The organism is Pilimelia terevasa (genome assembly GCF_014647915.1).
Taxonomy (GTDB): Bacteria; Actinomycetota; Actinomycetes; order Mycobacteriales; family Micromonosporaceae; genus Pilimelia; species Pilimelia terevasa.
In genome coordinates this window covers 81,681-105,196 of the sequence record NZ_BMQC01000010.1, presented here as the reverse complement: position 1 = coordinate 105,196, position 23,516 = coordinate 81,681, and the positions used below count along the sequence as shown (strand labels likewise).

23 protein-coding genes and 1 pseudogene are annotated in these 23,516 nt (G+C 74.9%); 9 read left to right on the top strand and 15 right to left on the bottom strand.

Annotated features, from left to right (window positions below; translation table 11 throughout):
- Nucleotides 1–114 precede the first annotated feature (114 nt).
- A complete protein-coding gene (gene fbaA / locus IEY75_RS14990; RefSeq protein WP_189114965.1) occupies nucleotides 115–1,140 on the bottom strand; it encodes a class II fructose-bisphosphate aldolase in 1,026 nt (341 codons plus the stop codon).
- A 191-nt stretch (nucleotides 1,141–1,331) separates the two neighbouring features.
- Here fbaA and IEY75_RS14985 point away from each other — a divergent pair, with 191 nt between their 5' ends.
- Nucleotides 1,332–1,547: a hypothetical protein gene (locus tag IEY75_RS14985; protein WP_189114964.1), complete on the top strand. Its 216-nt coding sequence runs from the start codon at nucleotides 1,332–1,334 to the stop codon at nucleotides 1,545–1,547.
- Nucleotides 1,548–1,589: 42 nt separating this feature from the next.
- Here IEY75_RS14985 and IEY75_RS14980 read toward each other — a convergent pair whose 3' ends face one another.
- A complete protein-coding gene (locus IEY75_RS14980) occupies nucleotides 1,590–2,249 on the bottom strand; it encodes a CoA transferase subunit B (RefSeq protein WP_189114963.1) in 660 nt (219 codons plus the stop codon).
- 29 nt (nucleotides 2,250–2,278) lie between these two features.
- Nucleotides 2,279–3,049 (bottom strand): CoA transferase subunit A, encoded by a 771-nt coding sequence (locus IEY75_RS14975; protein ID WP_189114962.1) that lies wholly within the window; start codon nucleotides 3,047–3,049, stop codon nucleotides 2,279–2,281.
- Nucleotides 3,050–3,178: 129 nt separating this feature from the next.
- Between IEY75_RS14975 and IEY75_RS14970 the strand changes: the two genes are divergently transcribed.
- Nucleotides 3,179–3,883 carry a DedA family protein gene (locus IEY75_RS14970; protein WP_229789727.1) on the top strand — a complete coding sequence of 235 codons (705 nt, stop codon included), beginning with the start codon at nucleotides 3,179–3,181 and terminating at the stop codon, nucleotides 3,881–3,883.
- Between the two features lie 134 nt (nucleotides 3,884–4,017).
- Here the strand turns inward: IEY75_RS14970 and IEY75_RS14965 are convergent, their stop codons facing one another.
- The 7 genes and pseudogenes from IEY75_RS14965 to clpB form a co-directional block, all read right to left on the bottom strand.
- Entirely contained in the window at nucleotides 4,018–4,395 is a 378-nt protein-coding gene (locus tag IEY75_RS14965; protein WP_189114961.1) for an ArsR/SmtB family transcription factor, read from the bottom strand.
- A gap of 57 nt (nucleotides 4,396–4,452) precedes the next feature.
- On the bottom strand, nucleotides 4,453–4,995 hold the full coding sequence (gene pyrE / locus IEY75_RS14960) for an orotate phosphoribosyltransferase (RefSeq protein WP_189114960.1): 543 nt from the start codon (nucleotides 4,993–4,995) through the stop codon (nucleotides 4,453–4,455).
- A 100-nt stretch (nucleotides 4,996–5,095) separates the two neighbouring features.
- Nucleotides 5,096–5,869, bottom strand: a pseudogene (locus tag IEY75_RS14955) (SDR family NAD(P)-dependent oxidoreductase); the annotation flags it as partial.
- Nucleotides 5,870–5,886: 17 nt separating this feature from the next.
- Nucleotides 5,887–6,831: a hypothetical protein gene (locus IEY75_RS21300; RefSeq protein WP_189114959.1), complete on the bottom strand. Its 945-nt coding sequence runs from the start codon at nucleotides 6,829–6,831 to the stop codon at nucleotides 5,887–5,889.
- 30 nt (nucleotides 6,832–6,861) lie between these two features.
- Nucleotides 6,862–7,251 carry a hypothetical protein gene (locus IEY75_RS14945; RefSeq protein ID WP_189114958.1) on the bottom strand — a complete coding sequence of 130 codons (390 nt, stop codon included), beginning with the start codon at nucleotides 7,249–7,251 and terminating at the stop codon, nucleotides 6,862–6,864.
- Nucleotides 7,248–7,580, bottom strand: a complete 333-nt coding sequence (locus IEY75_RS14940) for a hypothetical protein (RefSeq protein WP_189114957.1) — start codon at nucleotides 7,578–7,580, stop codon at nucleotides 7,248–7,250. The genes IEY75_RS14945 and IEY75_RS14940 overlap by 4 nt, the downstream gene beginning before the upstream one ends.
- A 97-nt stretch (nucleotides 7,581–7,677) precedes the next feature.
- Nucleotides 7,678–10,263 (bottom strand): ATP-dependent chaperone ClpB, encoded by a 2,586-nt coding sequence (clpB, locus tag IEY75_RS14935; RefSeq protein WP_189114956.1) that lies wholly within the window; start codon nucleotides 10,261–10,263, stop codon nucleotides 7,678–7,680.
- A 301-nt stretch (nucleotides 10,264–10,564) separates the two neighbouring features.
- Between clpB and IEY75_RS14930 the strand changes: the two genes are divergently transcribed.
- The 4 genes from IEY75_RS14930 to IEY75_RS14915 all read left to right on the top strand — a co-directional run bounded on the left by IEY75_RS14930 (nucleotide 10,565) and on the right by IEY75_RS14915 (nucleotide 13,343).
- A complete protein-coding gene (locus tag IEY75_RS14930; RefSeq protein ID WP_189114955.1) occupies nucleotides 10,565–11,002 on the top strand; it encodes a hypothetical protein in 438 nt (145 codons plus the stop codon).
- 91 nt (nucleotides 11,003–11,093) lie between these two features.
- Nucleotides 11,094–11,594 carry a cation:proton antiporter regulatory subunit gene (locus IEY75_RS14925; protein WP_189114954.1) on the top strand — a complete coding sequence of 167 codons (501 nt, stop codon included), beginning with the start codon at nucleotides 11,094–11,096 and terminating at the stop codon, nucleotides 11,592–11,594.
- A 2-nt stretch (nucleotides 11,595–11,596) separates the two neighbouring features.
- Complete coding sequence (locus tag IEY75_RS14920; protein WP_189114953.1) at nucleotides 11,597–12,793, top strand: cation:proton antiporter; 1,197 nt, start codon at nucleotides 11,597–11,599, stop codon at nucleotides 12,791–12,793.
- Nucleotides 12,794–12,914: 121 nt separating this feature from the next.
- Nucleotides 12,915–13,343, top strand: a complete 429-nt coding sequence (locus tag IEY75_RS14915; RefSeq protein ID WP_189114952.1) for a hypothetical protein — start codon at nucleotides 12,915–12,917, stop codon at nucleotides 13,341–13,343.
- A 21-nt stretch (nucleotides 13,344–13,364) separates the two neighbouring features.
- Here the strand turns inward: IEY75_RS14915 and IEY75_RS14910 are convergent, their stop codons facing one another.
- The 4 genes from IEY75_RS14910 to dnaK all read right to left on the bottom strand — a co-directional run bounded on the left by IEY75_RS14910 (nucleotide 13,365) and on the right by dnaK (nucleotide 17,562).
- A complete protein-coding gene (locus IEY75_RS14910) occupies nucleotides 13,365–13,799 on the bottom strand; it encodes a heat shock protein transcriptional repressor HspR (protein WP_189114951.1) in 435 nt (144 codons plus the stop codon).
- The gene (gene dnaJ / locus IEY75_RS14905) at nucleotides 13,792–14,979 is read right to left on the bottom strand and encodes a molecular chaperone DnaJ (protein ID WP_189114950.1); all 1,188 of its coding nucleotides are present in this window, start codon (nucleotides 14,977–14,979) and stop codon (nucleotides 13,792–13,794) included. The genes IEY75_RS14910 and dnaJ overlap by 8 nt, the downstream gene beginning before the upstream one ends.
- Before the next feature lie 92 nt (nucleotides 14,980–15,071).
- Nucleotides 15,072–15,659 (bottom strand): nucleotide exchange factor GrpE, encoded by a 588-nt coding sequence (grpE, locus tag IEY75_RS14900; RefSeq protein ID WP_229789726.1) that lies wholly within the window; start codon nucleotides 15,657–15,659, stop codon nucleotides 15,072–15,074.
- 31 nt (nucleotides 15,660–15,690) lie between these two features.
- Nucleotides 15,691–17,562, bottom strand: a complete 1,872-nt coding sequence (gene dnaK / locus IEY75_RS14895) for a molecular chaperone DnaK (RefSeq protein ID WP_189114948.1) — start codon at nucleotides 17,560–17,562, stop codon at nucleotides 15,691–15,693.
- Nucleotides 17,563–17,780: 218 nt separating this feature from the next.
- Between dnaK and IEY75_RS14890 the strand changes: the two genes are divergently transcribed.
- The 3 genes from IEY75_RS14890 to IEY75_RS14880 all read left to right on the top strand — a co-directional run bounded on the left by IEY75_RS14890 (nucleotide 17,781) and on the right by IEY75_RS14880 (nucleotide 22,813).
- Nucleotides 17,781–19,805 (top strand): GTPase domain-containing protein, encoded by a 2,025-nt coding sequence (locus IEY75_RS14890; protein WP_229789725.1) that lies wholly within the window; start codon nucleotides 17,781–17,783, stop codon nucleotides 19,803–19,805.
- Nucleotides 19,802–21,454: a GTPase gene (locus IEY75_RS14885; protein WP_189114947.1), complete on the top strand. Its 1,653-nt coding sequence runs from the start codon at nucleotides 19,802–19,804 to the stop codon at nucleotides 21,452–21,454. Before IEY75_RS14890 ends, IEY75_RS14885 begins: the two co-directional genes overlap by 4 nt.
- A gap of 108 nt (nucleotides 21,455–21,562) precedes the next feature.
- Nucleotides 21,563–22,813 (top strand): hypothetical protein, encoded by a 1,251-nt coding sequence (locus IEY75_RS14880; protein ID WP_189114946.1) that lies wholly within the window; start codon nucleotides 21,563–21,565, stop codon nucleotides 22,811–22,813.
- 31 nt (nucleotides 22,814–22,844) lie between these two features.
- Here IEY75_RS14880 and IEY75_RS14875 read toward each other — a convergent pair whose 3' ends face one another.
- Complete coding sequence (locus tag IEY75_RS14875) at nucleotides 22,845–23,174, bottom strand: hypothetical protein (protein WP_189114945.1); 330 nt, start codon at nucleotides 23,172–23,174, stop codon at nucleotides 22,845–22,847.
- Nucleotides 23,175–23,516 lie beyond the last annotated feature (342 nt).

Below are 23,516 nucleotides of genomic sequence, written 5' to 3'. Positions count from 1 at the left end.
CGCCCCATCAGGGGCGAAACAGACACACCGGCAGCCTAGGGGAACCGGTGACGCCTGCCACCCGGGCGGCCGGGTGACACCCACCCGATCCGGTGGTTGTCACCCGGCCCCGGACTACTTCGCCAGCGTGGTACCCGTGGAGCGCAGGTCCTCGCAGCCCTGCGCCACCCGCGCGGCCATCGCCTGCTCGGCCGCCTTGCCCCAGGCCCGGGGGTCGTACTGCTTCTTGTTCCCGACCTCGCCGTCGATCTTCAGCACGCCGTCGTAGTGCGCGAACATGTGCGCGGCGACCGGCCGGGTGAACGCGTACTGCGTGTCGGTGTCGATGTTCATCTTCACGACTCCGTAGTCCACCGCCGACCGGATCTCCGACAGCAGCGACCCCGAACCGCCGTGGAACACCAGCGCCAGCGGCTTCTCCGCGCCGTGCCGGGCGCCCACCGCGTCCTGGACCTCCTGGAGGATCTCCGGCCGCAGCTTGACGTTGCCCGGCTTGTACACGCCGTGCACGTTGCCGAACGTCAGCGCCGCCATGTACCGGCCGCGCTCGCCCAGCCCGAGGGCGTCGACCATGGCCAGCCCGTCCTCGACGGTCGTGTAGAGCTTCTCGTTGATCGCGTTCTCGACGCCGTCCTCCTCGCCGCCGACGACGCCGACCTCGACCTCCAGGACGACCTTCGCCGCCGCGGCCGCGTCCAGCAGCTCCCGGGCGATGGCCAGGTTCTCCTTCAGCGGCACCGCCGAGCCGTCCCACATGTGCGACTGGAACAGCGGGGCCTCGCCGCGCGCCACGCGCTCCTGGGAGATCGCCAGCAGGGGGCGGACGAAGCCGTCCAGCTTGTCCTTCGGGCAGTGGTCGGTGTGGAGCGCGATGTTGACGGGGTACTTCTTCGCCACCTCGACCGCGAAGGCCGCGAAGGCCACCGAGCCGGTCACCATGTCCTTGACGGTCGGCCCCGACAGGTACTCGGCACCGCCCGTGGAGACCTGGATGATGCCGTCGCTCTCCGCCTCGGCGAAGCCGCGCAGTGCCGCGTTGAGCGTCTGCGACGAGGTCACGTTGATCGCGGGGTACGCGAACGCGCCGCTCTTGGCGCGGTCGAGCATCTCGGCGTACACCTCGGGGGAAGCGATGGGCATTGACGCACTCCTTTCGTCGGTGGACCGTCCGCCGCAGTATGCCACCCGCCCGCCGGCCTGACCTGGGCCGCCGTTGGTTTGCCCGTACGGCGCCGGGGGGACGGAAACCACCCGTACCGTGGAAGCGACTGCCCGGCGGAGACCGGCGCGCGACGCGCCCCGCCGGGGATCACCGGTGGGAGGAGAGCGCCATGACGCAGCAGCAGTACGAGGACCTGCCCCTGCCCGACCACCTCGACCCCGACGAGCGCGACCCGGAGGCCCCGGCCGCGGACGCCGCCGAGCAGGCCCTGACCGCGGACCCGGCCGACGACAGCGCCCGGCCCTCGCCGGCCCTGGAGGTCAGCGAGTGGGACGCCGCCGAGCAGGCAGAGATCGTCCACCTGGACGACGAGTACGGCCGCTGACGCCGGCCGCGGTCAGCGTCGGGGCGGTCAGCTCCGGCGCGGTCAGCGGGTCGCCATCTCCGGGATGTCGTCGGGGACGGTCAGCGCCGGCTCGGTCTTCTCCCGCACCTCGTCGACCGTGACGCCCGGCGCGACCTCGCGCAGGACCAGGCCGTCGGCGGTGACGTCGAGCACCGCGAGGTCGGTGATGATCCGCTGGACGACCCCGAGGCCGGTGTACGGCAGCGAGCACTCGTTGACGATCTTGTAGTCGCCGTTGCGGGCCACGTGCTCCATCAGGACGACGACGTGCTTCGCGCCGTGGACCAGGTCCATCGCCCCGCCCATGCCCTTGACCATCTTGCCGGGGATCATCCAGTTGGCGATGTCGCCGCCGGCCGAGACCTGCATCGCGCCGAGGATCGCCGCGTCGACCTTGCCGCCGCGGATCATCCCGAAGGACAGCGCCGAGTCGAAGTACGCCGCGCCCCGGCGCACCGTGACGGTCTCCTTGCCGGCGTTGATGAGGTCCGCGTCCTCCTCGCCGTCGTACGGGTACGGGCCCACGCCGAGGATGCCGTTCTCCGACTGGAGCACGATCTCGACGTCGTCCGGGACGTAGTTGGGCACCAGGGTCGGCAGGCCGATGCCCAGGTTGACGTACGAGCCGTCGGTCAGCTCGGCCGCGGCGCGCGCCGCCATCTGCTCACGGGTCAGTGCCATGGTCGACTCTCTCTCTGCCGGGCCGTGGACTAGGCCGCGTCGGGGCGGGGGCGGACGGTGCGGCGCTCGATCCGCTTCTCGGCGGCCTGCTCCGGCGTCAGCACGACCACGCGCTGGACGAAGATGCCGGGCACGTGCACGTCGTTGGGCGGCAGGTCGCCGACCTCGACCAGCTCCTCGACCTCGGCGACCGTGATCCGGCCGGACATCGCGCACAGCGGGTTGAAGTTGCGCGCCGAGTCGCGGAAGACCAGGTTGCCCTGGCGGTCGCCCTTCCAGGCGCGGATCAGGGCGAAGTCACAGGTGATCGCCTCCTCCAGGACGTACTCGTGGTCGCCGAACGTCCGCACCTCCTTGGCGGGGGAGGCCACGGCGACGCCGCCGTCGGCGGCGTACCGCCACGGCAGCCCGCCCTCGGCGACCTGGGTGCCGACCCCCGTGCGGGTGAAGAAGCCCGCGATCCCCGCGCCGCCGGCGCGCAGCCGCTCGGCCAGCGTGCCCTGGGGGGTCAGCTCGACCTCCAGCTCGCCGGCGAGGTACTGCCGCTCGAACTCCTTGTTCTCCCCGACGTACGAGCTGGTCATCCGGCGGATGCGCTTCTCGCGCAGGAGCAGGCCGAGGCCCCAGTCGTCGACGCCGCAGTTGTTGGAGACGACCGACAGGTCGGTGGTACCGCGGGCGAGCAGCGCCCGGATCAGCACGCTGGGGATGCCGCAGAGCCCGAAGCCGCCGACCGCGAGGGTGGCGCCGTCTCCGATGTCGGCGACCGCGTCGGCGGCGCTGTGGACGACCTTGTCCATTCGGGTGCCCCTCCTTAGGTACGAACCGCCACGACTCTATCGGTCGTCCGGTGCCGGAGGCACCCCGCGACGGGCGGGAAAGCGACGGCGGCTCGGCAGGCTGGCGCGGCGTCGGTACGCTGGGGCGCCGTGAACACCGCGGAGAAGACCCAGGCCCTCGCCGACCAGTTGGCGGTCAACCCACTGGACCCGAAAGAACTGATCAAGACCTTCGGACTGCTGGGGATCTGGGTCATCCTGTTCGCCGAGACCGGACTGCTGGTCGGCTTCTTCCTGCCGGGGGACTCGCTGCTGTTCCTCGCCGGGCTGGCCGCCACGCCGATCGCCGACGCGGCGGTGGGGACCCGGCTGTCGCTGCCGGGGCTGCTGATCGGGGCGCCGCTGGCGGCGATCGTCGGCGCGCAGCTCGGCCACCACCTGGGGGCGCGGTACGGGCGGCGGCTGTTCGCCCGGCCCGACTCGCGGCTGTTCCGGCAGGAGTACGTGGAGAAGGCGGAGTTCTACTTCCGCAAGTACGGTCCGGGCAAGGCGGTGGTGCTGGCGCGGTTCATCCCCATCGTGCGCACGTTCCTGAACCCGGTCGCCGGGATGCTCGGGATGCCGGCGCGGACCTTCCTGCTGTGGAACGTCATCGGGGCGATCCTCTGGACCGACGGCCTCATTCTCGCCGGCTACCTGCTCGCCGACCAGATCACCAAAGTGATCCCCGCCGAGAAAATCGATCGCTTCATCCTGCCGGCGGTGGCATTGATCATCCTGATTTCGATCTTGCCGATCGCCGTCGAGGTACTGCGGGAACGTCGGCTGCGCCGCGCGGGTACACCCGGGAACTGACGAAAGTCCCGGAGACACCCGTCAATTCGACGCCATCTCCCGCGGCCCGCTGGGCGCCTCCCCCATGGCGTCCGGCGGGACCGCGCGAAGACGGTCGGTGGAGTCGATGCGTGACGCCGGTGTACCGGCCAGGCTCAGCGGGCGCGCTTGGTGGCGCGCTTGCGCGGAGGGGTCAGCAGGTCGGCGATCGTGGCGATCGACGCCGGCACCAGGCGGTAGTACGCCCACACGCCGCGCTTCTCCCGCTCCAGCAGCCCGGATTCGGTGAGGATGCGCAGGTGGTGGCTGACGGTCGGCTGGGAGAGTCCCAGCGGAGACGTCAGGTCCGCCACGCACGCTTCACCGTCCGGCGCAGCCTGGATCAGGCTGAGCAGACGAAGGCGCGCCGGATCGGCGAGCGCCTTCAACACACCGGCGAGCCGCTCAGCATCAGCTCGCTCGATCGGCTCGCCAGCAAGCGGCGAGATCTGAGGCATAGTCATTTCGGCCAACGCAGTTCCCACAGAGCCCATCCTTCCACCAACAGCATCGACCCGCCTGCATATCAGCAGGTCCGAACCGGCAGTTTTCTAGTCCGTAAGGCCGAGGTCCGCCAACGTATATGCCGCGCGGTAGGGGATTCCCTTGTCCTGGATCACCCGTCCCGCCCCCCGATCGACAATAACCGCAACGCCGACCACTTCGGCCCCAGCCTCTCGTAACGCTTCGACGGCGGTAAGGACACTGCCGCCCGTCGTGGATGTGTCCTCGACCGCCAAAACCCGCCGTCCGGCCACGTCGGGACCCTCCACCCGACGCTGCATGCCGTGCGCCTTCTCCGCCTTGCGGACGACGAAGGCGTCCAGGGGCGCGGCCCCCGCCCGCGCGGCCGAGTGCAGCATCGACATCGCGATCGGATCGGCCCCCAGCGTGAGGCCCCCCACGGCGTCGTACTCCCAGTCGCCGGTGAGCTGGCGCAGGACATCGCCCACCACCGGCGCGGCGGCATGGTGCAGGGTCACGCGACGCAGGTCCGCGTACCAGTCAGCCTCCTTGCCGGACGACAGCACGACCCGACCACGGACGATGGCCAGCTCGTTGATGTATTTGCGCAGTTCATCGCGGGGGTCCATGGCGGAAAGGGTACTCACCCGCCGCATCTCCGCGGGTGATACCCCCACCATTAGAGTGACGAAGCGAACACTCGTTGTCCAGAACTTGACCCGGAATCTGTTAAGTGTCCCGCTTTGGGCGTCGGCTGCCCACGGCGCTGACCCACCGGTAGAGCAACGAACGTGGTGCATGTCGCATGACGGAGGTCACGAGCCGGTACCGCCGGTCCGGCACGCTGACCACCCGGCCCCGGGCGAGATCCGCCAGCCCGGCGGCCACGACGTCGTCGGCGGCCAGCCACATCCGGTCCGGTACGCCGGTGGTGCCCAGGCCGGCCCGGGCGTGGAACTCGGTGCGGACGAACCCGGGGCACAGCGCCATCACCCGCACGCCGTGCGCGCGGACCTGGAGGTGGGCGGACTCGCTGAAGTTGATCACCCACGCCTTGCCCGCCGGGTACGCCGTGCCCGGCATCGGGCCGAATCCCGCGACCGACGCGACGTTGACGACCGCGCCCGACCCGCGGGCCACCATCGGCGGCAGGGCCGCCAGCGTCAGCCGCAGGACGGCCTCGACGTTGAGGCGCAGCATCCGGCACTCGTCGGCGACGTCGTTGCGCAGCAGCGAGCCGGCCAGCCCGATGCCGGCGTTGTTGACGAGCAGGTCCACCGGCGGGTCGGCGGCGAGCCGGCCGGCGACGGCCGCGCAGCCGGCCTCGGTCGCCAGGTCGGCGGGCAGCGGCGTGACCGCCCGGCCGTGCGCCGCCGCCAGGCTGGCGGCGGTGGCGGCGAGCCGGTCGGCGTCGCGCGCCACGAGCACCAGGTCGTACCCGGCCGCCGCCAGCCGCCGCGCGAACGCGGCCCCCAGACCGGCCGTGGCGCCCGTGACGAGGGCGACCCCGGCCGGACCCGCTACGGCTCCTCCCGGTCCGCCGACGGGGCGCTGGGCGGCGCTGGCGGGGCCGCGGGCGGAGGCGGCGGGGCGCTCGGCGGCGCTGGCGGCGCGCTGGGCGGGGGCACGGCCCCGGCGGGCGGCGGCGCGTCCGGGGCGGGTCCGCCCGGGTGCGGCCCGTAGCCGGGGTGCGGCGGCGCGCCCGGCGCGGCGTGGCCCGGGTGCGGCGCGCCCAGCGGGGCGTGACCCGGGTACAGCGCGCCCGGCTCGGCGTGACCCGGGTACGGCGCCCCCGGCGGGACGTGGCCCGGCTGCGGCGGGGCGCCCGGCGGGACGTGGCCCGGGTGGTACGGCGCGGCCTGGCCGGGGTGCTGCGGGGCGCCCGGTCCCGGATAGGCCGGGTACGCGGCCGGCGACCACCCCTCGGGCGCGGGCCGGAAGTAGGCGTTCGACGCCGGCAGCGCGAGCAGGACCAGCGCGCACAGGAGCACCAGGGTGCCGGTGAACTGCACACCGGCGCTGGTCCAGCGGTACCACTCGGGCAGGTTCGCCTGGAGGTCGGCCCCGGCGCCGGCGGACTGGAGGCCGCTGAGCCCCAGCACGTCACCGGTCGCGGAGGCGCCGCCGCAGCAGGCCATGAGCCCGCCCAGGACCCACAGGGTCACCCGGGCGCCGTTGCGCCCCTTGCCCGCGAACACCGCCAGTACGACGAAGGCGATCCCCAGGACGAGCACGACGCACCCGCCGAGTCCGACGACGACGCCGGCCACGGCGCCGCTGGCGTCGCCGGAGCCGCCGGGCGCGGCGTCGGCGAACGCGCGTTCGAGGTCGGGGAAGACGACCGCCAGCAGGGCGGCGCCGACCAGGAGAAGCAGCACGTACAGGAAGATCAGCGCGGTGGCCGCGCTGACCGTGCCGGGGCGGCGCGATGGCGGGGCGCCCGCGGGCGCCGGACCGTACGACATGGATGTCCTCTCTCTCCGCTCGTGCACACGTTAGCCGGCGGACGCCCGCCGGTCCCCGGCTGCGGGCGGCACGCCGGCCCGCTCACCCGGCGGCGGGTGGTCGGGCGGGGTCGCGCGGGCGGCCGGCGCCGGGCGGGTGAACCAGGTCCGGGCCGACCGGTGGTGCGGCAGGGCGACGGCGACCGCGAGCACCGCCAGCGCCAGCAGCGCGAGCGTCGGCGCCTGCGCCTGCCACGCGCCGTCGCCGGTGGCCGCGGCGTGCCAGGTCCGCGTCCACCAGTCGGCCGGCTCCGCCGCGGCGCCGGCCGGCCGCGGGCCGGAGTCCCCCCGGGAGACGAGGTGGCGCACCCACGCCGCGGCGGCGCGCACGGCCGAGTACGTCGGCGCGAGGCCGACCAGCAGCAGCCAGGGCAGGGTCACGCCGACCGCCTGCCACCGCCGGGCCAGCCGTGCCACAGCGGGCGCAGCAGCACCGCGAGGATGGCCGCGTACCCCAGCAGCAGCACGACCACGGCCAGCACCGGCCGCCAGAACGTCGCCCGGATGTCCGCAGCGTCCTCGGCGCTGAGCCCGGCCGCCGCGATCGCGCCGCGCTGCAGGACCGCCGCCGACACCGTGGCCGCCGCGGCCACCAGCAGCAGCAGGACGGCGGCGGCCTGCAGGAGCACCGCCGTCCGCACCGGCCGCGGGCGGCCGCTCCCGGCCGCCGCGCGGTCGGCGTCGCCCGGTGGCGCCGGCGCCTCGGTCACGGCACCGACGTTACGGACCGGGCGCCGCCCGCGCGCCCGATCCCGCGGACGTGGGAGCCGGACGCGGGGCCGAGCGCCAGGGGTCGGGCGCCAGGGCTCAGCGGGCGGCGCGCACCGCGAGCGCGTCCTTGGCCTCGCCCAGTTCGACCACCACGGTGTCGCCGTCGCGGATCTCGCCGCCGAGCAGGCCCTTGGCGAGCCGGTCGCCGATCGCGGTCTGCACAAGCCGGCGCAGCGGCCGGGCGCCGTAGATCGGGTCGTACCCGCGCTCGGCCAGCCACGCCCGCGCCCCGTCGCCGACCTCCAGCGTGAGCCGCCGGCCGGACAGCCGGCGGCGCAGGACGTCGAGCTGGATGTCCACGATGGCCCGCAGGTCCGGGCCGGTGAGCGCGGCGAACACGATGATGTCGTCGAGCCGGTTGAGCAGCTCCGGCTTGAAGTGCGACCGGACCACCGCCAGGACCGCGTCCCGGCGCTGCTCCTCGGTCATCGTCGGGTCGGCGATCACCTGCGAGCCCAGGTTGGAGGTCAGGATCAGGATGCTGTTGCGGAAGTCGACGGTGCGGCCCTGCCCGTCGGTGAGGCGGCCGTCGTCGAGGACCTGCAGCAGGACGTCGAAGACGTCCGGGTGCGCCTTCTCGACCTCGTCCAGCAGGATCACCGAGTACGGGCGGCGCCGGACGGCCTCGGTGAGCTGGCCGCCCTCGTCGTACCCCACGTAGCCGGGCGGGGCGCCGACGAGCCGGGCGACGGAGTGCTTCTCGCCGTACTCGGTCATGTCGATGCGCACCATCGCCCGCTCGTCGTCGAACAGGAACCCGGCCAGCGCCTTGGCCAGCTCCGTCTTGCCGACGCCGGTGGGGCCGAGGAACAGGAACGAGCCGGTCGGCCGGTCGGGGTCGGCGACGCCCGCCCGGGCGCGGCGGACGGCGTCGGCGACGGCGTGCACGGCCGGGCCCTGGCCGATCACCCGGGAGGTCAGCAGCTCCTCCATCCGCAGCAGCTTGGCGGTCTCGGCCTCCAGCAGGCGGCCGGCGGGGATGCCGGTCCAGGCGGCGACGACCCCGGCGATCTCGTCGGCGCCGACCTCCTCCTTGACCATGGGCTCGGCCTGGTCGGCGCTGGCGGCGGCGTCGGCCAGCTCCTTCTCCAGCGCCGGGATCGTGCCGTACAGCAGCTCGGAGGCCGACGCGAGGTCGCCGGTCAGGCGGGCGCGGTCGGCCTGGCCGCGCAGGTCGTCCAGGGACTTCTTCAGCTCGCCGACCCGGTTGAGGCCCGCGCGCTCGGACTCCCACCGGGCCGTCAGCGCCGCCAGCTCCCCGGCCCGGCCGGCGAGGTCCTTGCGCAGCCGGCCGAGCCGGTCGACGCTGGCCGGGTCGGACTCCTTGGCCAGGGCCAGCTCCTCCATCCGCAGCCGGTCCACCGCGCGCTGGATCGCGTCGATCTCCACCGGCCGCGAGTCGATCTCCATCCGCAGCCGCGAGCCCGCCTCGTCGACGAGGTCGATGGCCTTGTCCGGCAGGAACCGGTCCGCGATGTACCGGTCGGAGAGCACCGCCGCCGACACCAGCGCGGCGTCGGTGATGCGGATCCCGTGGTGGGCCTCGTACCGCTCCTTGAGCCCGCGCAGGATCCCGATCGTGTCCTCGACGGACGGCTCGCCGACGACGACGGGCTGGAAGCGGCGCTCCAGCGCGGGGTCCTTCTCGATGTGCTCGCGGTACTCGTCCAGCGTCGTCGCGCCGACCATCCGCAGCTCGCCGCGGGCGAGCATGGGCTTGAGCATGTTGCCGGCGTCCATCGAGCCCTCGCCCTTGCCCGCGCCGACGACGGTGTGCAGCTCGTCCAGGAAGGTGATCACCTGGCCCTCGGAGCCCTTGATCTCCTCCAGGACGCTCTTGAGCCGCTCCTCGAACTGCCCGCGGTACTGGGCGCCGGCCACCATCGCCCCGAGGTCGAGGGAGACCAGCCGCTTGTCGCGCAGGCTGTCCGGCACGTCCCCGGCGACGATCCGCTGGGCGAGGCCCTCCACGATGGCCGTCTTGCCGACGCCGGGCTCGCCGATGAGGACGGGGTTGTTCTTGGTCCGGCGGGAGAGCACCTGGATGACGCGGCGGATCTCGGCGTCCCGCCCGATCACCGGGTCGATCTTGCCGTCGCGGGCGGCGGCGGTGAGGTCGACGCCGTACTTCTCCAGCGCCTTGTACGTCTGCTCGGGGTCCGGCGAGGTGACCTTGCGGTCGCCGCCGCGCACGTGCGGGAAGGCGGCGACGAGCTGCTCCTCGGTCGCGCCGGCCCGGCGCAGCGCCTCGCCGGTGGCGCCCGCGCCGCGGGCGAGGCCGGCGAGCAGGTGCTCGGTGGAGACGTACTCGTCGCCGAGCGGTCGGGCGATCTCCTCGGCGGCGGACAGCGCGTTGACGAACTCGCGGGACAGGGTCGGCTCGGCCAGGCTGGCGCCGGCCGCGGACGGCAGGGACTCCAGCGCCCGGACGGCCGCCCGGCGCACGTCGGCGGGGTTGGCGCCGGCGGCGCGCAGCAGCGGGCCGGCGGTCGACCCGCCGGTGTCCAGGAGCGACCGCAGGAGGTGCCACGGCTCGACCGTGGCGTGGCCGTCGCTCTTGGCGCCGCTCGCGGCGGCGGTGATGGCTTCGCGGCTGCGGGTGGTGAAGCGTTCGGCGTTCATCAGGGACCTCTCCGTGGGGCCGGTGCTGCGAGGTACGACACGCGCAGAGTTGAGTCTATTCCGCTCAAGTCCGCCCGGCGCCCATATCTCCCGGGGGACCCCCGGTGACGAACCTCACGGGCCCCTCCGACCCTGCGCCGGGGACGCCCCGCACGCTGTCCAGATAGATGAATTCCAATCACGTCTCTCCGCTGAACGGCCGCTTCGCGCCGCCGATCATCCATTGACCGGATTCGGCCGGGACGCGTTGGATCTGCCCTGACGCGGGGACGGCCCGCACGTCACTCTGGGGAGAACTGCCATGAAGACCGTCATCGCCGCTGCCGCGGCCGGTGCCCTCGCCGCCCTGACGATCGCCGACGGCGCGGCCGCCGCAGGCCTGACGTTCCACGCCGAGGACGCCCGCACCGGCGTCGCCAGCGGCACCTACGAGTACGGCGCCAGCACCGCCATCCAGCCGACCTTCCCGGTGTTCGTCACCGGCCGGCTGACCGCCGACTTCGGCCCGGACTGCCACGCCGCCTACTACACCGCCCGCGTCGAGGACGCCGACCCCGCCTGGCACCCGCTCACCGCCGGCTGCGGCATCACCGGCGCCGAGTACACCCGGACCATCGCCGTCGCCAAGAAGCCCCGCCACACGCCCGGCATCAAGGTCTGCTGGGCCCGCGACGGCATCAGCGGCGTCAGTCCCCGCCGCAACTGCGGCAGCGTCGACCGGCTGACCCCGCCGGCCTGAACCGCCAGCCCGAACTACCAGCCCGAACCGCCAGCCGCGCGCGCCGCCCCACGGGGGGCGGCGCGCGCCGCGGACGGGTTAGGTTGACGGGGTGCAGGTACGGATAGAGCAGAGCGAGCTCCCGGGGATCGGGGTACGCCACGATCTCCTCACGGCCTCCCACCGGCGCGTCGGCGTGGTCACCCGCCGCAACGGCCGGCGGGACCTGGTGGTCTACAGCCAGGACGACCCGGACGCCTCCGCGGCCACCATCCCGCTGACCAACGAGGAGGCCGACGCCCTGGCCAGCCTGCTCGGCGCCTCGCTGATCCTCGAACAGCTCGCCAGCCTCCGCGAGCAGGCCGCCGGCCTGCTCACCGAGCAGGTGCCGCTGACCCTCGGCACCCCCTACGTCGACCGCGCCCTCGGCGACGCGAAGATCCGCACCCGGACCAGCGCCTCCATCGTCGCCGTCCTGCGCGGCAGCGACACCATCCCCTCGCCGGGGCCGGCGTTCATCTTCGCGGCCGGCGACGTCGTCGTCCTCGTCGGCACCCGGCCCGGTCTCGACTCCGCCACGCGGCTGCTCACCGACGCCGACCCGGACGACTGAGCGTGCACGAGCACATCCCGCTCCTGCTCATCGAAGTCGGCGCACTCCTGTTCGGGCTCGGCATCCTCGGCCGCCTCGCCCGCCGCGTCGGCATCTCGCCCATCACGCTCTACCTGCTGGCCGGCCTCGCCTTCGGCAAGGGCGGCCTGCTGCCGCTCGACGCGAGCGAGAAGTTCATCGAGGTCGGCGCCGAGATGGGCGTCATCCTGCTGCTGGTCATGCTGGGCCTGGAGTACTCGGCCGACGAGCTGGTCGGCAACCTGCGCCGGGCGCTGCCCGCCGGCATCCTCGACGCGCTGCTCAACGCCGTACCGGGTGCGCTGTTCGCCCTGCTGCTCGGCTGGGGGCCGGTGGCGATGGTCGCGCTGGCCGGCGTCACCTGGGTCAGCTCCTCCGGCGTCATCGCCAAGATGCTCGGCGACCTCAACCGCGTCGGCAACCGGGAGACCCCGGTGATCCTGTCGATCCTCGTCATCGAGGACCTGGCGATGGCCTTCTACCTGCCGCTGCTCAGCGCCCTGCTGCTCGGCGCGGGCGTCGTCGCCGGGGCGGTCTCCCTCGGCGTCGCGGTCGCCACGGTCGTGGTCGTGCTGGTGGTCGCCGTCCGGTACGGCAACGCCATCTCCAGGATGATGAACCCCGACGACCCCGAAGTGCTCCTACTCGGCGTTCTCGGGCTGTCCCTGCTGGTCGCCGGGGCGGCCGCGAAGCTGCACGTCTCCGCCGCGGTGGGCGCGTTCCTCGTCGGCATCGCCCTGTCCGGGAAGGTCGCGCACAGCGCCACCGAGATCCTCGCGCCGCTACGGGACCTGTTCGCCGTCGTCTTCTTCGTCTTCTTCGGGCTCTCCACCAACCCCGACGACATCCCGCCCGTCCTGCTCCCGGCGATCGGTCTGGCCGTGGTGACCATGGCGACGAAGGTCGTCACCGGCATCCGCGCCGCCCGGCGCGCCGGCATCGGCCGGCCCGGCCAGTGGCGGACCGGGCTCGCCCTGATGCCCCGCGGCGAGTTCTCTATCGTCATCGCCGGACTCGCGGCCGGCGTACACCCGCAGCTCGCCCCCCTGGCGACCGCGTACGTCCTCGTCACGGTGGTCACCGCACCGCTGCTCGCCCGCCTCCCCGACGCCCGCTGGTTCCGCCGGCTCATCGCGCCCGCGCCCGCCCCCGCGGTCGGCGCGGGTGGGCCGACCGGGTAGCCGCAGGCGCCCGGTCAGCGCATATCCGCCCTGGTCAGCGCCAGGTTAGCGTGATCGTCTTCGATATCGGTCACGGGCGGGAGGCGGCGTGGGCCATCGTCGCGCGCGGGGACACACCGCGGTGCGCCGACTGGCGCCGGTCCGGGGATTCACCAGCGTGGTCGACCCCACCCCGGCCGAGCTGCGCGCGTGGGCCTACGCGCCGGACTCGGTACCGGTGACCGCCCTGCCGCCCGACTTCGACCTCCTGGTCACCGGCGACCGCCTGATCGGGACCCTGTTCGCGCTCGCCCTGGACGACACCTGCCCGGCCCGCCGGTTCGCGCTGCACTGCCTGCACATCTACGCCGGCGACGCCATCCGCACCGCGTTCCGCCACCACCCGCGGCGGCGGCTGCGGCGCCTGGTGGAGCAGGCGGAGGGGCGCGGGGACGAGGTGCTGGTGCGCTGGGCGCACAACTGCCGGGTACTGCTGGCGCGGCCGGAGCTGTTCAGCTACGCGGACTGGTGCGAGGGCGGCCTGGTGCGCCGCCCCCGCAGCCTCGGCTGACGGCGGAGCCGGCCGGGGCGGTCAGGCCGGGCGGCGGGGCGGGCTGGGCCGCCAGACCACCAGCGCGTTGCCCGGGCGGTGGACCGGGAGCAGTTCCTGCCGGGGGAAGGCGGTGAACGCCTCCATCTCGGCCACCCGCTCGTACGCCTCGACCAGGTCCGCCCGCGCCTGCGCGATCCGGTCCCGCAGGTCCCCCACCGTCTGCTCCAGCGCGATGATCCGCTTGATGCCGGCCAGGTTGACGCCGTCCTCCTGGCTGAGCCGCTGGATCTCGCGCAGCAGCGCCACGTCGCGGACGCTGTACCGGCGGCCGCCGCCCGGCGCGCGGCCCGGCTGAACCAGGCCCATCCGGTCGTACTGGCGCAGCGTCTGCGGGTGCATCCCGGCGAGCTTGGCGGCTGCCGAGATCAGCAGGACCTTCTCGTCCGAGACCGGCGCACCCGCGTCCTCAGCCATGGCGCTGCGCCCGGGCCAGCAGGTGGTCGCGGGCGGCGCCCGGGGTGTGCGCGGCGAACTCCTCCAGCGCCTTGCGCGCGTCGTCGGACAGCCGGTCGGGGACGGCCACCTCCAGGGTGACGAGCAGGTCGCCGGCCTGGCCGTCGCGGCGCGGGACGCCCTTGCCGCGGGCGCGCAGGGTGCGGCCGCTGGGCGTGCCCGCCGGTACGCGCAGCGTGACCGCGCCGTCCAGCGTGGGCACTCTCAGGTCGGTGCCGAGCACCGCCTCGGCGAAGGTGATCGGCACCGTCAGCGTGAGGTCGTCGCCGCTGCGGCCGAACAGGCCGTCGGCCTCCACCCGGACCGTGACGTACAGGTTGCCGGCGGGGCCGCCGCGGGCGCCGGGCTCGCCGCGGCCGGCCAGCCGGATGCGCTGGCCGTCGCTGACGCCCGGCGGGAACCGGACGGTGAGGGTCCGGGACTTGGTCACCCCGCCGGTGCCCTTGCACTGCGGGCACTTCTCGTCCACGACCGTGCCCGCGCCCTGGCAGTCGCGACACGGCTCGGAGAAGCTGAACGCGCCCTGGTTGCGGGTCACCATGCCGGTGCCCTGGCAGGCAGGGCAGCGCCGCGGGGTGGTGCCCGCCTTGGCGCCGCTGCCGCGGCAGGTGTCGCAGACGCCCGGCGAGCGCAGCGTCAGCGGCAGAGTGATGCCGCGGACGGCGTCGTCGAAGTCGAGGGCGACCTCGGTCTCGACGTCGCGGCCGCGCGCCGGCCCGCTGCGCCGGTCCCGCTGTCCGGGGCCGGCCCCGGCGGCGGCGCCGCCGGTGAAGATGGTGCTGAACAGGTCGGTGAACGCCGAGCCGCCGAAGCGGCCGCCGCCCGAGGCGCCCTGGAACAGGTCGTTGGGGTCGAAGCCCGGCCGGGCGCCGCCGCCACCGGCACCGCGCCGGTACGCGCCCGAGCTGAACAGGGTGCGCATCTCGTCGTACTCGCGGCGCTGCCGGTCGTCGTTGAGGACGCCGTACGCCTCGGACACGGCCTTGAAACGCTCCTCGGCCTCGGGGTTGCCCGGGTTGCGGTCGGGGTGCAGCTCGCGGGCGAGCTTGCGGTACGCCTTCTTGATCTCGTCGCCGGTCGCGGTCTTCCGCACGCCGAGCACGGCGTAGAAGTCCTTCTCCAGCCAGTCCTTGCTACTCACCCGTCACACCTCCACCCGTCACTGATCGGTGACCAGGGGACTTCCCGCAGGAATCGGTGTGGATCCGCGGAAATCCCCTGGTCGCCATGGCCCTACGCCGGCTCCGCGACGGCGACGAGCGCCGGGCGGAGCAGGCGGTCGCCGAGGGCGTACCCCCGGCGCATGACCTCGACGCACGTCGGTGCCTGGACCTCCGCCGACGTGAGGTGGGTGACGGCCTCGTGGACCGTCGGGTCGAACGCGTCGCCGGAGTCCCCGAACGCCGCCAGGCCGAACTTCTGGAGCGTGGCCGTGAGCTGGTCGGCCACCGCCGCGAACGGCCCCACCAGGTCGCCGTGGGTACGGGCCCGGTCAAGATCGTCGAGGATCGGCAGCAGCGACGCCAGGACGGCGCCGGTCGTCTGCTCCGCCGCCAGGCTCCGGTCCCGGTCGACCCGCTTGCGGTAGTTGGCGTACTCGGCGGTCACCCGCTGGAGGTCGCGCGTGCGCTCGTCCAGCTCGGCGCGCAGGGCGCCCAGCTCGGCGGCCGGCGGGGCCGCGGGGGTGTCCTCCGCGGTACCCGGCGGGCCGTCGGGCTCGGCCGTCTCGCCCTCGGCGGCGTGCCGGCCGGCCGTCGGACCGATCTTGCGCTTGTCCCGGATGACCAGGCGGTCGGCGCCGCTCTCCTCGCGCTCACTCACCCGCCCACCTCCGTCCCTGGGTTGTGCGGGATCACTTCTTGTGGTCCTCGTCGATGATCTCGGCGTCGACGACGTCGTCGGCCTGGCCGGCCGCGGCGCCCGCCGGGCCGGCGTCGGCGCCCGGGGCACCGGCGGTCGGCGCGCCCGGCGCGTCGGCGTTGGTGGCCGCGGCCTGCTCGTACATCTGGGCGCCGGCCTTGCTGAAGACCTCGTTCAGCTTCTCGCTGGACGTCTTGATCTTCTCAATGTCCGTGCCGCCCAGCGCGGACCGCAGCTCGCTCAGCGCGTCGTTGATCGAGTTCTTCGACTCGTCGGGCACCTTCTCGCCGTTCTCGGCGAGGAACTGCTCGGTCCGCCACTGGAGCTGCTCGGCGCCGTTGCGGACCTCGGCCTCCTCGCGGCGGCGCTTGTCGTCGTCGGCGTGCTCCTGCGCGTCGCGCATCATCCGCTCGATGTCGTCCTTCGGCAGCGCCGAGCCGCCGGTGATCGTCATCGACTGCTCCTTGCCGGTGCCCAGGTCCTTGGCGTTGACGTGGACGATGCCGTTGGCGTCGATGTCGAAGGTGACCTCGATCTGCGGCACGCCGCGCGGGGCCGGCGGCAGGCCGGTCAGCTCGAAGGTGCCGAGCTTCTTGTTGTACGCGGCGATCTCGCGCTCGCCCTGGAAGACCTGGATGAGCACCGAGGGCTGGTTGTCGTCCGCCGTCGTGAAGATCTCCGAGCGCTTCGTGGGGATCGTGGTGTTGCGCTCGATCAGCTTGGTGAAGATGCCGCCCTTGGTCTCGATGCCCAGGCTCAGCGGGGTGACGTCGAGCAGGAGTACGTCCTTGACCTCGCCCTTGAGGACGCCGGCCTGGAGCGCGGCGCCGACGGCGACGACCTCGTCGGGGTTGACGCCCTTGTTGGCCTCCTTGCCGGTGAGCTGCTTGACCAGCTCGGCGACGGCCGGCATCCGGGTGGAGCCGCCGACGAGGATGACGTGGTCGACGTCGGCGAGCTTCACGCCCGCGTCCTTGATCGCCTGCTCGAACGGGTGCCTGCAGCGGTCCAGCAGGTCCTGGGTGAGCTTCTGGAACTCGGCCCGGGAGAGCGTGACGTCCAGGTGCAGCGGGCCGTCGGCGCCGGCCGTGATGTAGGGCAGGTTGATGCTGGTGGTGGTCGACGCGGACAGCTCGATCTTGGCCTTCTCGGCGGCCTCGCGCAGCCGCTGCAGGGCCATCTTGTCCTTCGCCAGGTCGATGCCGTGCTGGCCGCGGAACGTCTTGACCAGGTGGTCGATGATCCGCTCGTCCCAGTCGTCGCCGCCGAGGTGGTTGTCGCCCGAGGTCGACTTGACCTCGATGACGCCCTCGCCCAGCTCCAGCAGCGAGACGTCGAACGTGCCGCCGCCGAGGTCGAAGACGAGGACGGTCTGCTCCTTGGAGCCCTTGTCCAGGCCGTAGGCGAGCGCCGCCGCGGTGGGCTCGTTCACCACGCGCAGGACGTTGAAGCCCGCGATCCCGCCGGCCTCCATGGTGGCCTGGCGCTGGGCGTCGTTGAAGTACGCCGGGACCGTGATCACGGCGTCGGTGATCGTCTCGCCGAGGTAGGCCTCGGCGTCCCGCTTGAGCTTCATCAGCACGCGGGCCGAGATCTCCTGGGAGGTGTACTTCTTGTCGTCGATGTCGATCGACCAGGTGGTGCCGATCTCCCGCTTGACCGAACGGATGGTCCGGTCCGGGTTCGTCACCGCCTGGCGCTTGGCGACCTCGCCGACGAGCACCTCGCCGTTCTTGGCGAAGGCGACGATCGAGGGCGTGGTGCGGGAGCCCTCCGCGTTGGCGATGACGGTGGGCTCGCCGCCCTCAAGAACGCTGACGCAGGAGTTCGTCGTCCCCAGGTCGATGCCGACCGCTCGTGCCATGATTCCCAGTCCTCCGGGTCGAGTGGGTGCGGGTCGAGTCGGCGCGGGGCGCGGATGGGGCTCCCCGGGCCGGGGCTCACCCGAAGTTGAGTGGGCCGGACTCAATACTGCCACGGCGCCGCCGGCCGTCAAGCCGAAGTTGAGTCCGTCACACGCAACCCGCGGGCCGGCGCGGCCGCGAGGTTGTACCGGATGGGCGAATCGGGCAGGGTGGGGGCGTGACCACGCCGTCCGGTGACGACGCGGCCGCGGGGACGATCCGATCCACCGCCGTCGACGCGGATGCGGTCCCCCCGGACACCGCCGTCGATCCGCCCCCCGCAGTGCCCCCGGCCGCAGTGCCCCCGGCCGCCCCGGACGCCGACGCCCCTCCGGCGTCCGGTCCGCCCGCGGAGCCGGACGCCGACCCGTCCAACGCCAACGCCGACGCCGACGCCGACGCCGACGGCGAACCTGCCGAGGTCGACGGCGACGCGGAGTCGGACGGCGACTCTCCCGAGGTCGGCGACACCTACCCGCTCGACCTCGCCCTGCACCGCCTGCGGACCGTGCTCGCCGGCACCGCCTACCCGCTGGAACTCCCCGGTACCGGGCAGGCCCGCACCGTCACCGCCGGCCTCCTCGACCAGCTCGACGACTACCTGCTGCCCCGGCTGCGCCGGCTCGACGCCCCGCTACTCGTCGTCGTCGGCGGGTCCACCGGCGCCGGCAAGTCCACGCTCGTCAACAGCCTCGTCGGTACGCCCGTCACCGCGGCCGGCGTGCTGCGGCCGACCACCCGCGCCCCGGTCCTGCTGTGCCACCCCGCGGACGAGGCGTGGTTCCGCGGCGGCGACCTGCTGCCCGGGCTCACCCGGACGCCGACCGCGACGAGCACGCCGGCCACCCTGCACCTGGTCCCGCACGCGTCGGTACCGGCCGGGCTGGCCCTGCTCGACGCCCCGGACGTGGACTCGGTCGTCGACGACAACCGACTGCTCGCCGGGCAGTTGCTGGCCGCCGCCGACCTGTGGCTGTTCGTGACGACCGCCGCCCGGTACGCCGACGCCGTGCCCTGGGGGCTGCTGCGCACCGCCGTCGCCCGCGGTACGGCCACGGCCCTAGTCCTGGACCGGGTCCCGCCGGAGGCCGCCAGCGAGGTGACGACCCACCTGCGCGAGATGCTGGACGCCCGGGACCTGGCGCACGCGCCGCTGTTCGTCCTGCCGGAGACGCGGGTGGACGCGCACGGCCTGCTGGCGGCCCGGGAGGTGGAGCCGGTCCGGGCGTGGCTGCACGCCCTGGCGCTCGACCCGGTCACCCGCGGCGCGGTCGTCCGGCAGACCCTCGACGGCGCGGTGGCCGCGCTGGCGGCGCCGCTGGCCGGCCTGGCGGGCGAGGCCGACGCGCAGACCGCCGCGGTCGGCGACCTGGCCGCCCGGGTCGACGAGGCCCGCGCCGCCGGGCGCGACGGGATCGCCCGCGGCCTGCGCGACGGGACGCTGCTGCGCGGCGAGGTGCTGGCCCGGTGGCAGGAGTTCGTCGGCACCGGCGACCTCATGCGCTCGCTGGAGGCCGGGGTCAGCCGGCTCCGCGACCGCCTGACGGCCGCGCTGACCGGTCGGCCCGTCCCCGAGAAGGACCTGCGCGGCGCGCTGGAGGCCGGCCTGGCCGACCTGCTGCGCGGCGCCGCCGCCGACGCCGTCGAGCAGGCCGCCGCCGGCTGGCGGTCCCACCCGGCCGGGACGGCCCTGGTCGGACCGGAGCTGGAGAAGCCGGGCGACGCGCTGTCCGAGCAGGTCGCCCGCCTGATCCGCGACTGGCAGCGGGGAGTCCTGGACCTGGTCCGCGTCGAGGGCGCCGACAAGCGGGCCCGCGCCCGCGGCGCCGCGTACGCCGTCAACGCCACCAGCCTCGTCGTCATGGTCGCGGTCTTCGCGTCCACCGCCTTCATCCCGACCGGCGCCGAGGTGGCCGCCGGCGCCGGCAGCGCCGTCGCCGGGCAGAAGCTGCTGGAGGCGATCTTCGGCGACCAGGCCATCCGCGGGCTGGCCGCCCGGGCCCGCGCCGACCTCCTCACCCGGGCCGACGCCCTGCTCGCCACGGCCCTGGCCGGGTTCACGGCCAGGCTGGACGCGTACCCGGTCACCGACAGCGGCCCCGCCCTGCGCGCCGCCGCCGCCGGAGTCGCGCAGGCGCGGGCGGGACTCGACCTCGTCGGCGCGCACCCGACGCCCCTGCCGCCCGTGGAGGGAGCCGAATGAGTCAGGTGGCGCAGGGCGCCGCGCCCACCCCGCTGGCGGCCGGGGCGGACGACCTCGCCGCCCGGGTCGGGGCGGTCGCCCGGTTCGCGGCGCTGGCCGCACCGGTCCTGCCCGCCGGCAGCCTCGACGCCGCCGGGCGGCTCGTCGAGCGGGCCGGGGCGCGGCTGCGGCTGTCGGGGGCGCACACGGTGGTGGCGCTGGCCGGTACGACGGGCAGCGGGAAGTCCAGCCTGTTCAACGCCGTGGCGCGGCTGGAGCTGTCCCCGGTCGGGGTCCGCCGGCCGACGACCGGCGTCGCGCACGCCTGCGTGTGGGGGCCGCTGACCGGCGCCGCCGGCCTGCTGGACTGGATCGGCGTGGCGCCGCGGCACCGGTTCGTCCGGGAGAGCGTGCTCGACGGCGACGACGAGGCCGCCCTGCACGGGCTGGTCCTGCTGGACCTGCCCGACTTCGACTCCGTCGCCGCGGCGCACCGGATCGAGGTGGACCGGCTGCTCGACCTCGTCGACCTCGTCGTCTGGGTGGTCGACCCGCAGAAGTACGCCGACACGTCGCTGCACGCCAGCTACCTGCGCCAGTACGGGGCGCGGCAGGACATCACCGTCGTGGTCCTCAACCAGGCGGACCGGCTCAGCTACGACGACGTCGCCCACGTCCTACAGGACCTGAAGCGGCTGCTGGCCGAGGAGGGCCTGGGCCAGGTACCGGTCGTCGCCACGTCCGCCACCGCCGACGGCGGCCTGACCGGGCTGCGGACGGCGCTCCAGCGCACGGTGGCCCGCCGCGAGGCCGCCGCCCGCCGCTGGCACGCGGAGGTGGACGTGGTGCTGGACGGGCTCCGGCCGTACGTCGCCGCCGCGGCCGCCGAGGACAGCGTCGACCGCGGTGCCGTCCGGGACCTGGCCACGGCCCTCGGCGACGCCGCCGGGGTGGCTGTCGCCGCCGATGCCGCCGCCGCGTCGTACGCCCGGCGCGGCCGCACCGCCACGGGGTGGCCGCCGCTGCGGTGGCTGTCCCTGCTGCGCCCGGACCCGCTGCGCCGCCTGCGCCTGGCCGGCGGCCCGACCGAGGCCGCGAGTTCCCTGCCGCCGGCCGGCGCGGCCCAGCGCGCCGCGGCGGCGCTCGCGGTCCGGGAGGTCGCCGCCCGCGCCGCCGGCCCCCTCCCGCCGCCCTGGCCCGGCGCGATCCTCGCGGCCGCCCGGTCCCGGCTCGCCGACCTGCCCGACGCCCTCGACCTGGCCATCTCCCGGACCGACCTCGGCCTGCGCCGGGTCCCCGGCTGGTGGCGGGCGTGCCAGCTCGTGCAGTGGGCCGGCGCGGTCGCGGTCGTCGTCGGCGTCGCCTGGCTGGTCGTCGACTACGTGCTGCGGGTGCTCGGCCTGCCGCCCTTCGTGGTCGCCCACATCGGCGACCTGCCGCTGCAGGCGCACCTGGCCGGCGGCGGCCTGCTGGTCGGCCTGCTCGGCGCCGCGGCGGCCCGGCCGCTGGTCGGGGTCGGCGCGCGGCGGGCCCGGCAGCGGGCGCGGCGGGCGCTGGACGCGGCCGTGACCGAGGTCGCCCGCACCCTCGTCGTGGCGCCGATCCGGGACGTCCTGCAGGCGTACGCCGAGCTGCGCCAGGCACTGGCGGCCGCCGGCCGCCGCCGCTGACGACGCCGCACGGATCCCGCGGAGTCCGCGGGTGACCCGTCCCGGGCGCGCGGGCCGGGCGGGTGAGGGGAGCAGGGGGACGGCGAGCAGGCCGCGTACGCTCGGTTGATGTCTGCCGCGCGCCGTCCCGGTCCCGCCCCCCGGACCCCGTACCAGGCCGTCCTCGCGGCCGCCGGGGACCTTCCCGGATCCCCGACCGCCCTCGACGCCGAACTGCTGGGCAGCGCCCTGCTCGGCAGCGTCTACGCCGTCTCCGCCCCGGACCGCGCCGCGGCGGTGACCCGGTTCGTCGACGACTTCGCGGCCGCCACCGCACCCGACCCGACCGCCCGGCTGCCGCACGCGGTCTTCGCCGCGCTGACCGGCGCGCCCGCCGCCCGCCGCCGGGACCTCCCACCGCCCGCCGGCCGGCACGACGACCGGCCTGCCGGCGACGGACCCCGCGACGACAGCCCCCGCACCGACGGACCTGACGGCGACGTCGGAGGCGGCGGCGCGCCGTGGGTGGGCCAGCTCGGCCGTGTCCGGCTGACCGGGACGCTCGGCTACGGCGACATCCACGGCGACGTGTCCGGGTTCGCCGCCACCTTCGCCTACGACGAACCGGCCGGCGGGCCGGAGCACACGGTCGCGGTCCTCGTGGACCACCAGCTCGGCCGGGTCCGCGAGGCGTTCGTGATCCGGTCCGCCGAGGCGTTCCGGGCGGGCGTGGCGCCGCTGGCCGAGGACGCGCTGAGCTGGTACGCCGAGCCCGCCCCGGCCGGCCTGGCGGCGCTGGTCCGGCGCGCTTTCGCCGCGGCGGACACCGCGCCCGAGCGGCCCGACGACGAGGCGGCCGGCGCCGACCGCCTGCTGATCGCCGCCCGCCTGGCGGCCATCCCCCTCACGCCGCCGCCGACGCCCGCACCGGGGACCGCGGCCGGCGGCGCGCCCGAGGACGGCGCGGCCGGGGAGGGCCCGCCCGAAGGCGGCGGGGTACCCCCGTGGGCGTTTCCGCCGCCGGCCGACGCTCCCGCCGAGCAGGCCGCGTTCCTGCGGTCCCCGGAGGCGGCGGCCGCGGGCCTGCGCGACCTGGACCCCGCCGACGCCGCCGCCCGCGACTACTGCCTCGGCCTGCTGTGGCGGTACCAGGAGGCGGTGCCGGACGACGTGCGCCGGTGGAGCCCCACCAAGGTCCGCCGGTTCCTGACCACGTGGATTCCGCAGGCCGCCGTGCTCGACGCCGTGGACGCCGCGATGCTGCCGCGCGTCCTGACCACCTGGGCGACCTACTGCGCGCGCCTGCGCAGCCTGCCGGCCGCCGCGCTATACGCGACGCTCACCGCCGTCGACGCCCAGCCGCCGGTCTCCCCGCTGTAGGGCGGCGGCGTCGGGGGGCGGGCCGGGAGTCTCAGCAGGGCGTGAGCGGGCGCCAGTCGAGGGTCTGCGGCGGACAGCCGGCGTCGGCGGCGGCCGGCGGCCGGTCGGCCGTACCGGCGGCCGGCGGCGGGGCGGCCGGCTGGCCCGGCAGGATGATCACCGACGGGGCCGCCGGGCGGCTGATGAACGGTACCGGCGCCGCCGCGCGCGGCGGGTCGAGCGCGGCCATGCCCACCGTCGCCGCGATGAGCGTCGGGACGCAGGCGAGCGCCACCAGCAGCGCCACGAGGAGCGCGTACCGGGGCGCCGGGCCGGCGAGTCCGGCACCGCGGTGGTGGGGGATCCCCGCCGCTGGGGTCACGCCTGGCCTCCTCCGGGAGCCGGTTCGCCGCGCGGATGCGGGTCGATCCGGGCAAAACCAACTAGACATTAGGGCTGACTAACCACAAATCGTACAGTCAGTCAACCCGAGAGCGCAGGCCTGGTGTGCGCGCGGCCGGCCTAATGCGAGGATGGGGCCACCAGGCCGCCGGCGCTGGCCGTCCCCGCGTGGGCGCGGCCGGTCGACCCGGCCGCCGGCCAGCCCGTGACGAGCGTCATTTTGCCTGTTCACGGCGCTGCTTTAGGCTCCCCACGCCCGGCTCCCGCAGCCGGGCGACGGCGACGCGGGCGCGCGTGGCCGCCACCGGCACGGCCGGACCGC

Coding starts and splice junctions, on each gene's coding strand:
- IEY75_RS14930 (WP_189114955.1), top strand. CDS start 10,565: ATGAAGACCGTCATCGCCGCTGCCGCGGCCGGTGCCCTCGCCGCCCTG.
- IEY75_RS14985 (WP_189114964.1), top strand. CDS start 1,332: ATGACGCAGCAGCAGTACGAGGACCTGCCCCTGCCCGACCACCTCGAC.
- pyrE (WP_189114960.1), bottom strand. CDS start 4,995: ATGGACCCCCGCGATGAACTGCGCAAATACATCAACGAGCTGGCCATC.
- dnaK (WP_189114948.1), bottom strand. CDS start 17,562: ATGGCACGAGCGGTCGGCATCGACCTGGGGACGACGAACTCCTGCGTC.
- IEY75_RS21300 (WP_189114959.1), bottom strand. CDS start 6,831: ATGTCGTACGGTCCGGCGCCCGCGGGCGCCCCGCCATCGCGCCGCCCC.
- clpB (WP_189114956.1), bottom strand. CDS start 10,263: ATGAACGCCGAACGCTTCACCACCCGCAGCCGCGAAGCCATCACCGCC.
- IEY75_RS14910 (WP_189114951.1), bottom strand. CDS start 13,799: ATGGCTGAGGACGCGGGTGCGCCGGTCTCGGACGAGAAGGTCCTGCTG.
- IEY75_RS14975 (WP_189114962.1), bottom strand. CDS start 3,049: ATGGACAAGGTCGTCCACAGCGCCGCCGACGCGGTCGCCGACATCGGA.
- IEY75_RS14885 (WP_189114947.1), top strand. CDS start 19,802: ATGAGTCAGGTGGCGCAGGGCGCCGCGCCCACCCCGCTGGCGGCCGGG.
- fbaA (WP_189114965.1), bottom strand. CDS start 1,140: ATGCCCATCGCTTCCCCCGAGGTGTACGCCGAGATGCTCGACCGCGCC.
- IEY75_RS14965 (WP_189114961.1), bottom strand. CDS start 4,395: ATGGGCTCTGTGGGAACTGCGTTGGCCGAAATGACTATGCCTCAGATC.
- IEY75_RS14880 (WP_189114946.1), top strand. CDS start 21,563: ATGTCTGCCGCGCGCCGTCCCGGTCCCGCCCCCCGGACCCCGTACCAG.
- IEY75_RS14980 (WP_189114963.1), bottom strand. CDS start 2,249: ATGGCACTGACCCGTGAGCAGATGGCGGCGCGCGCCGCGGCCGAGCTG.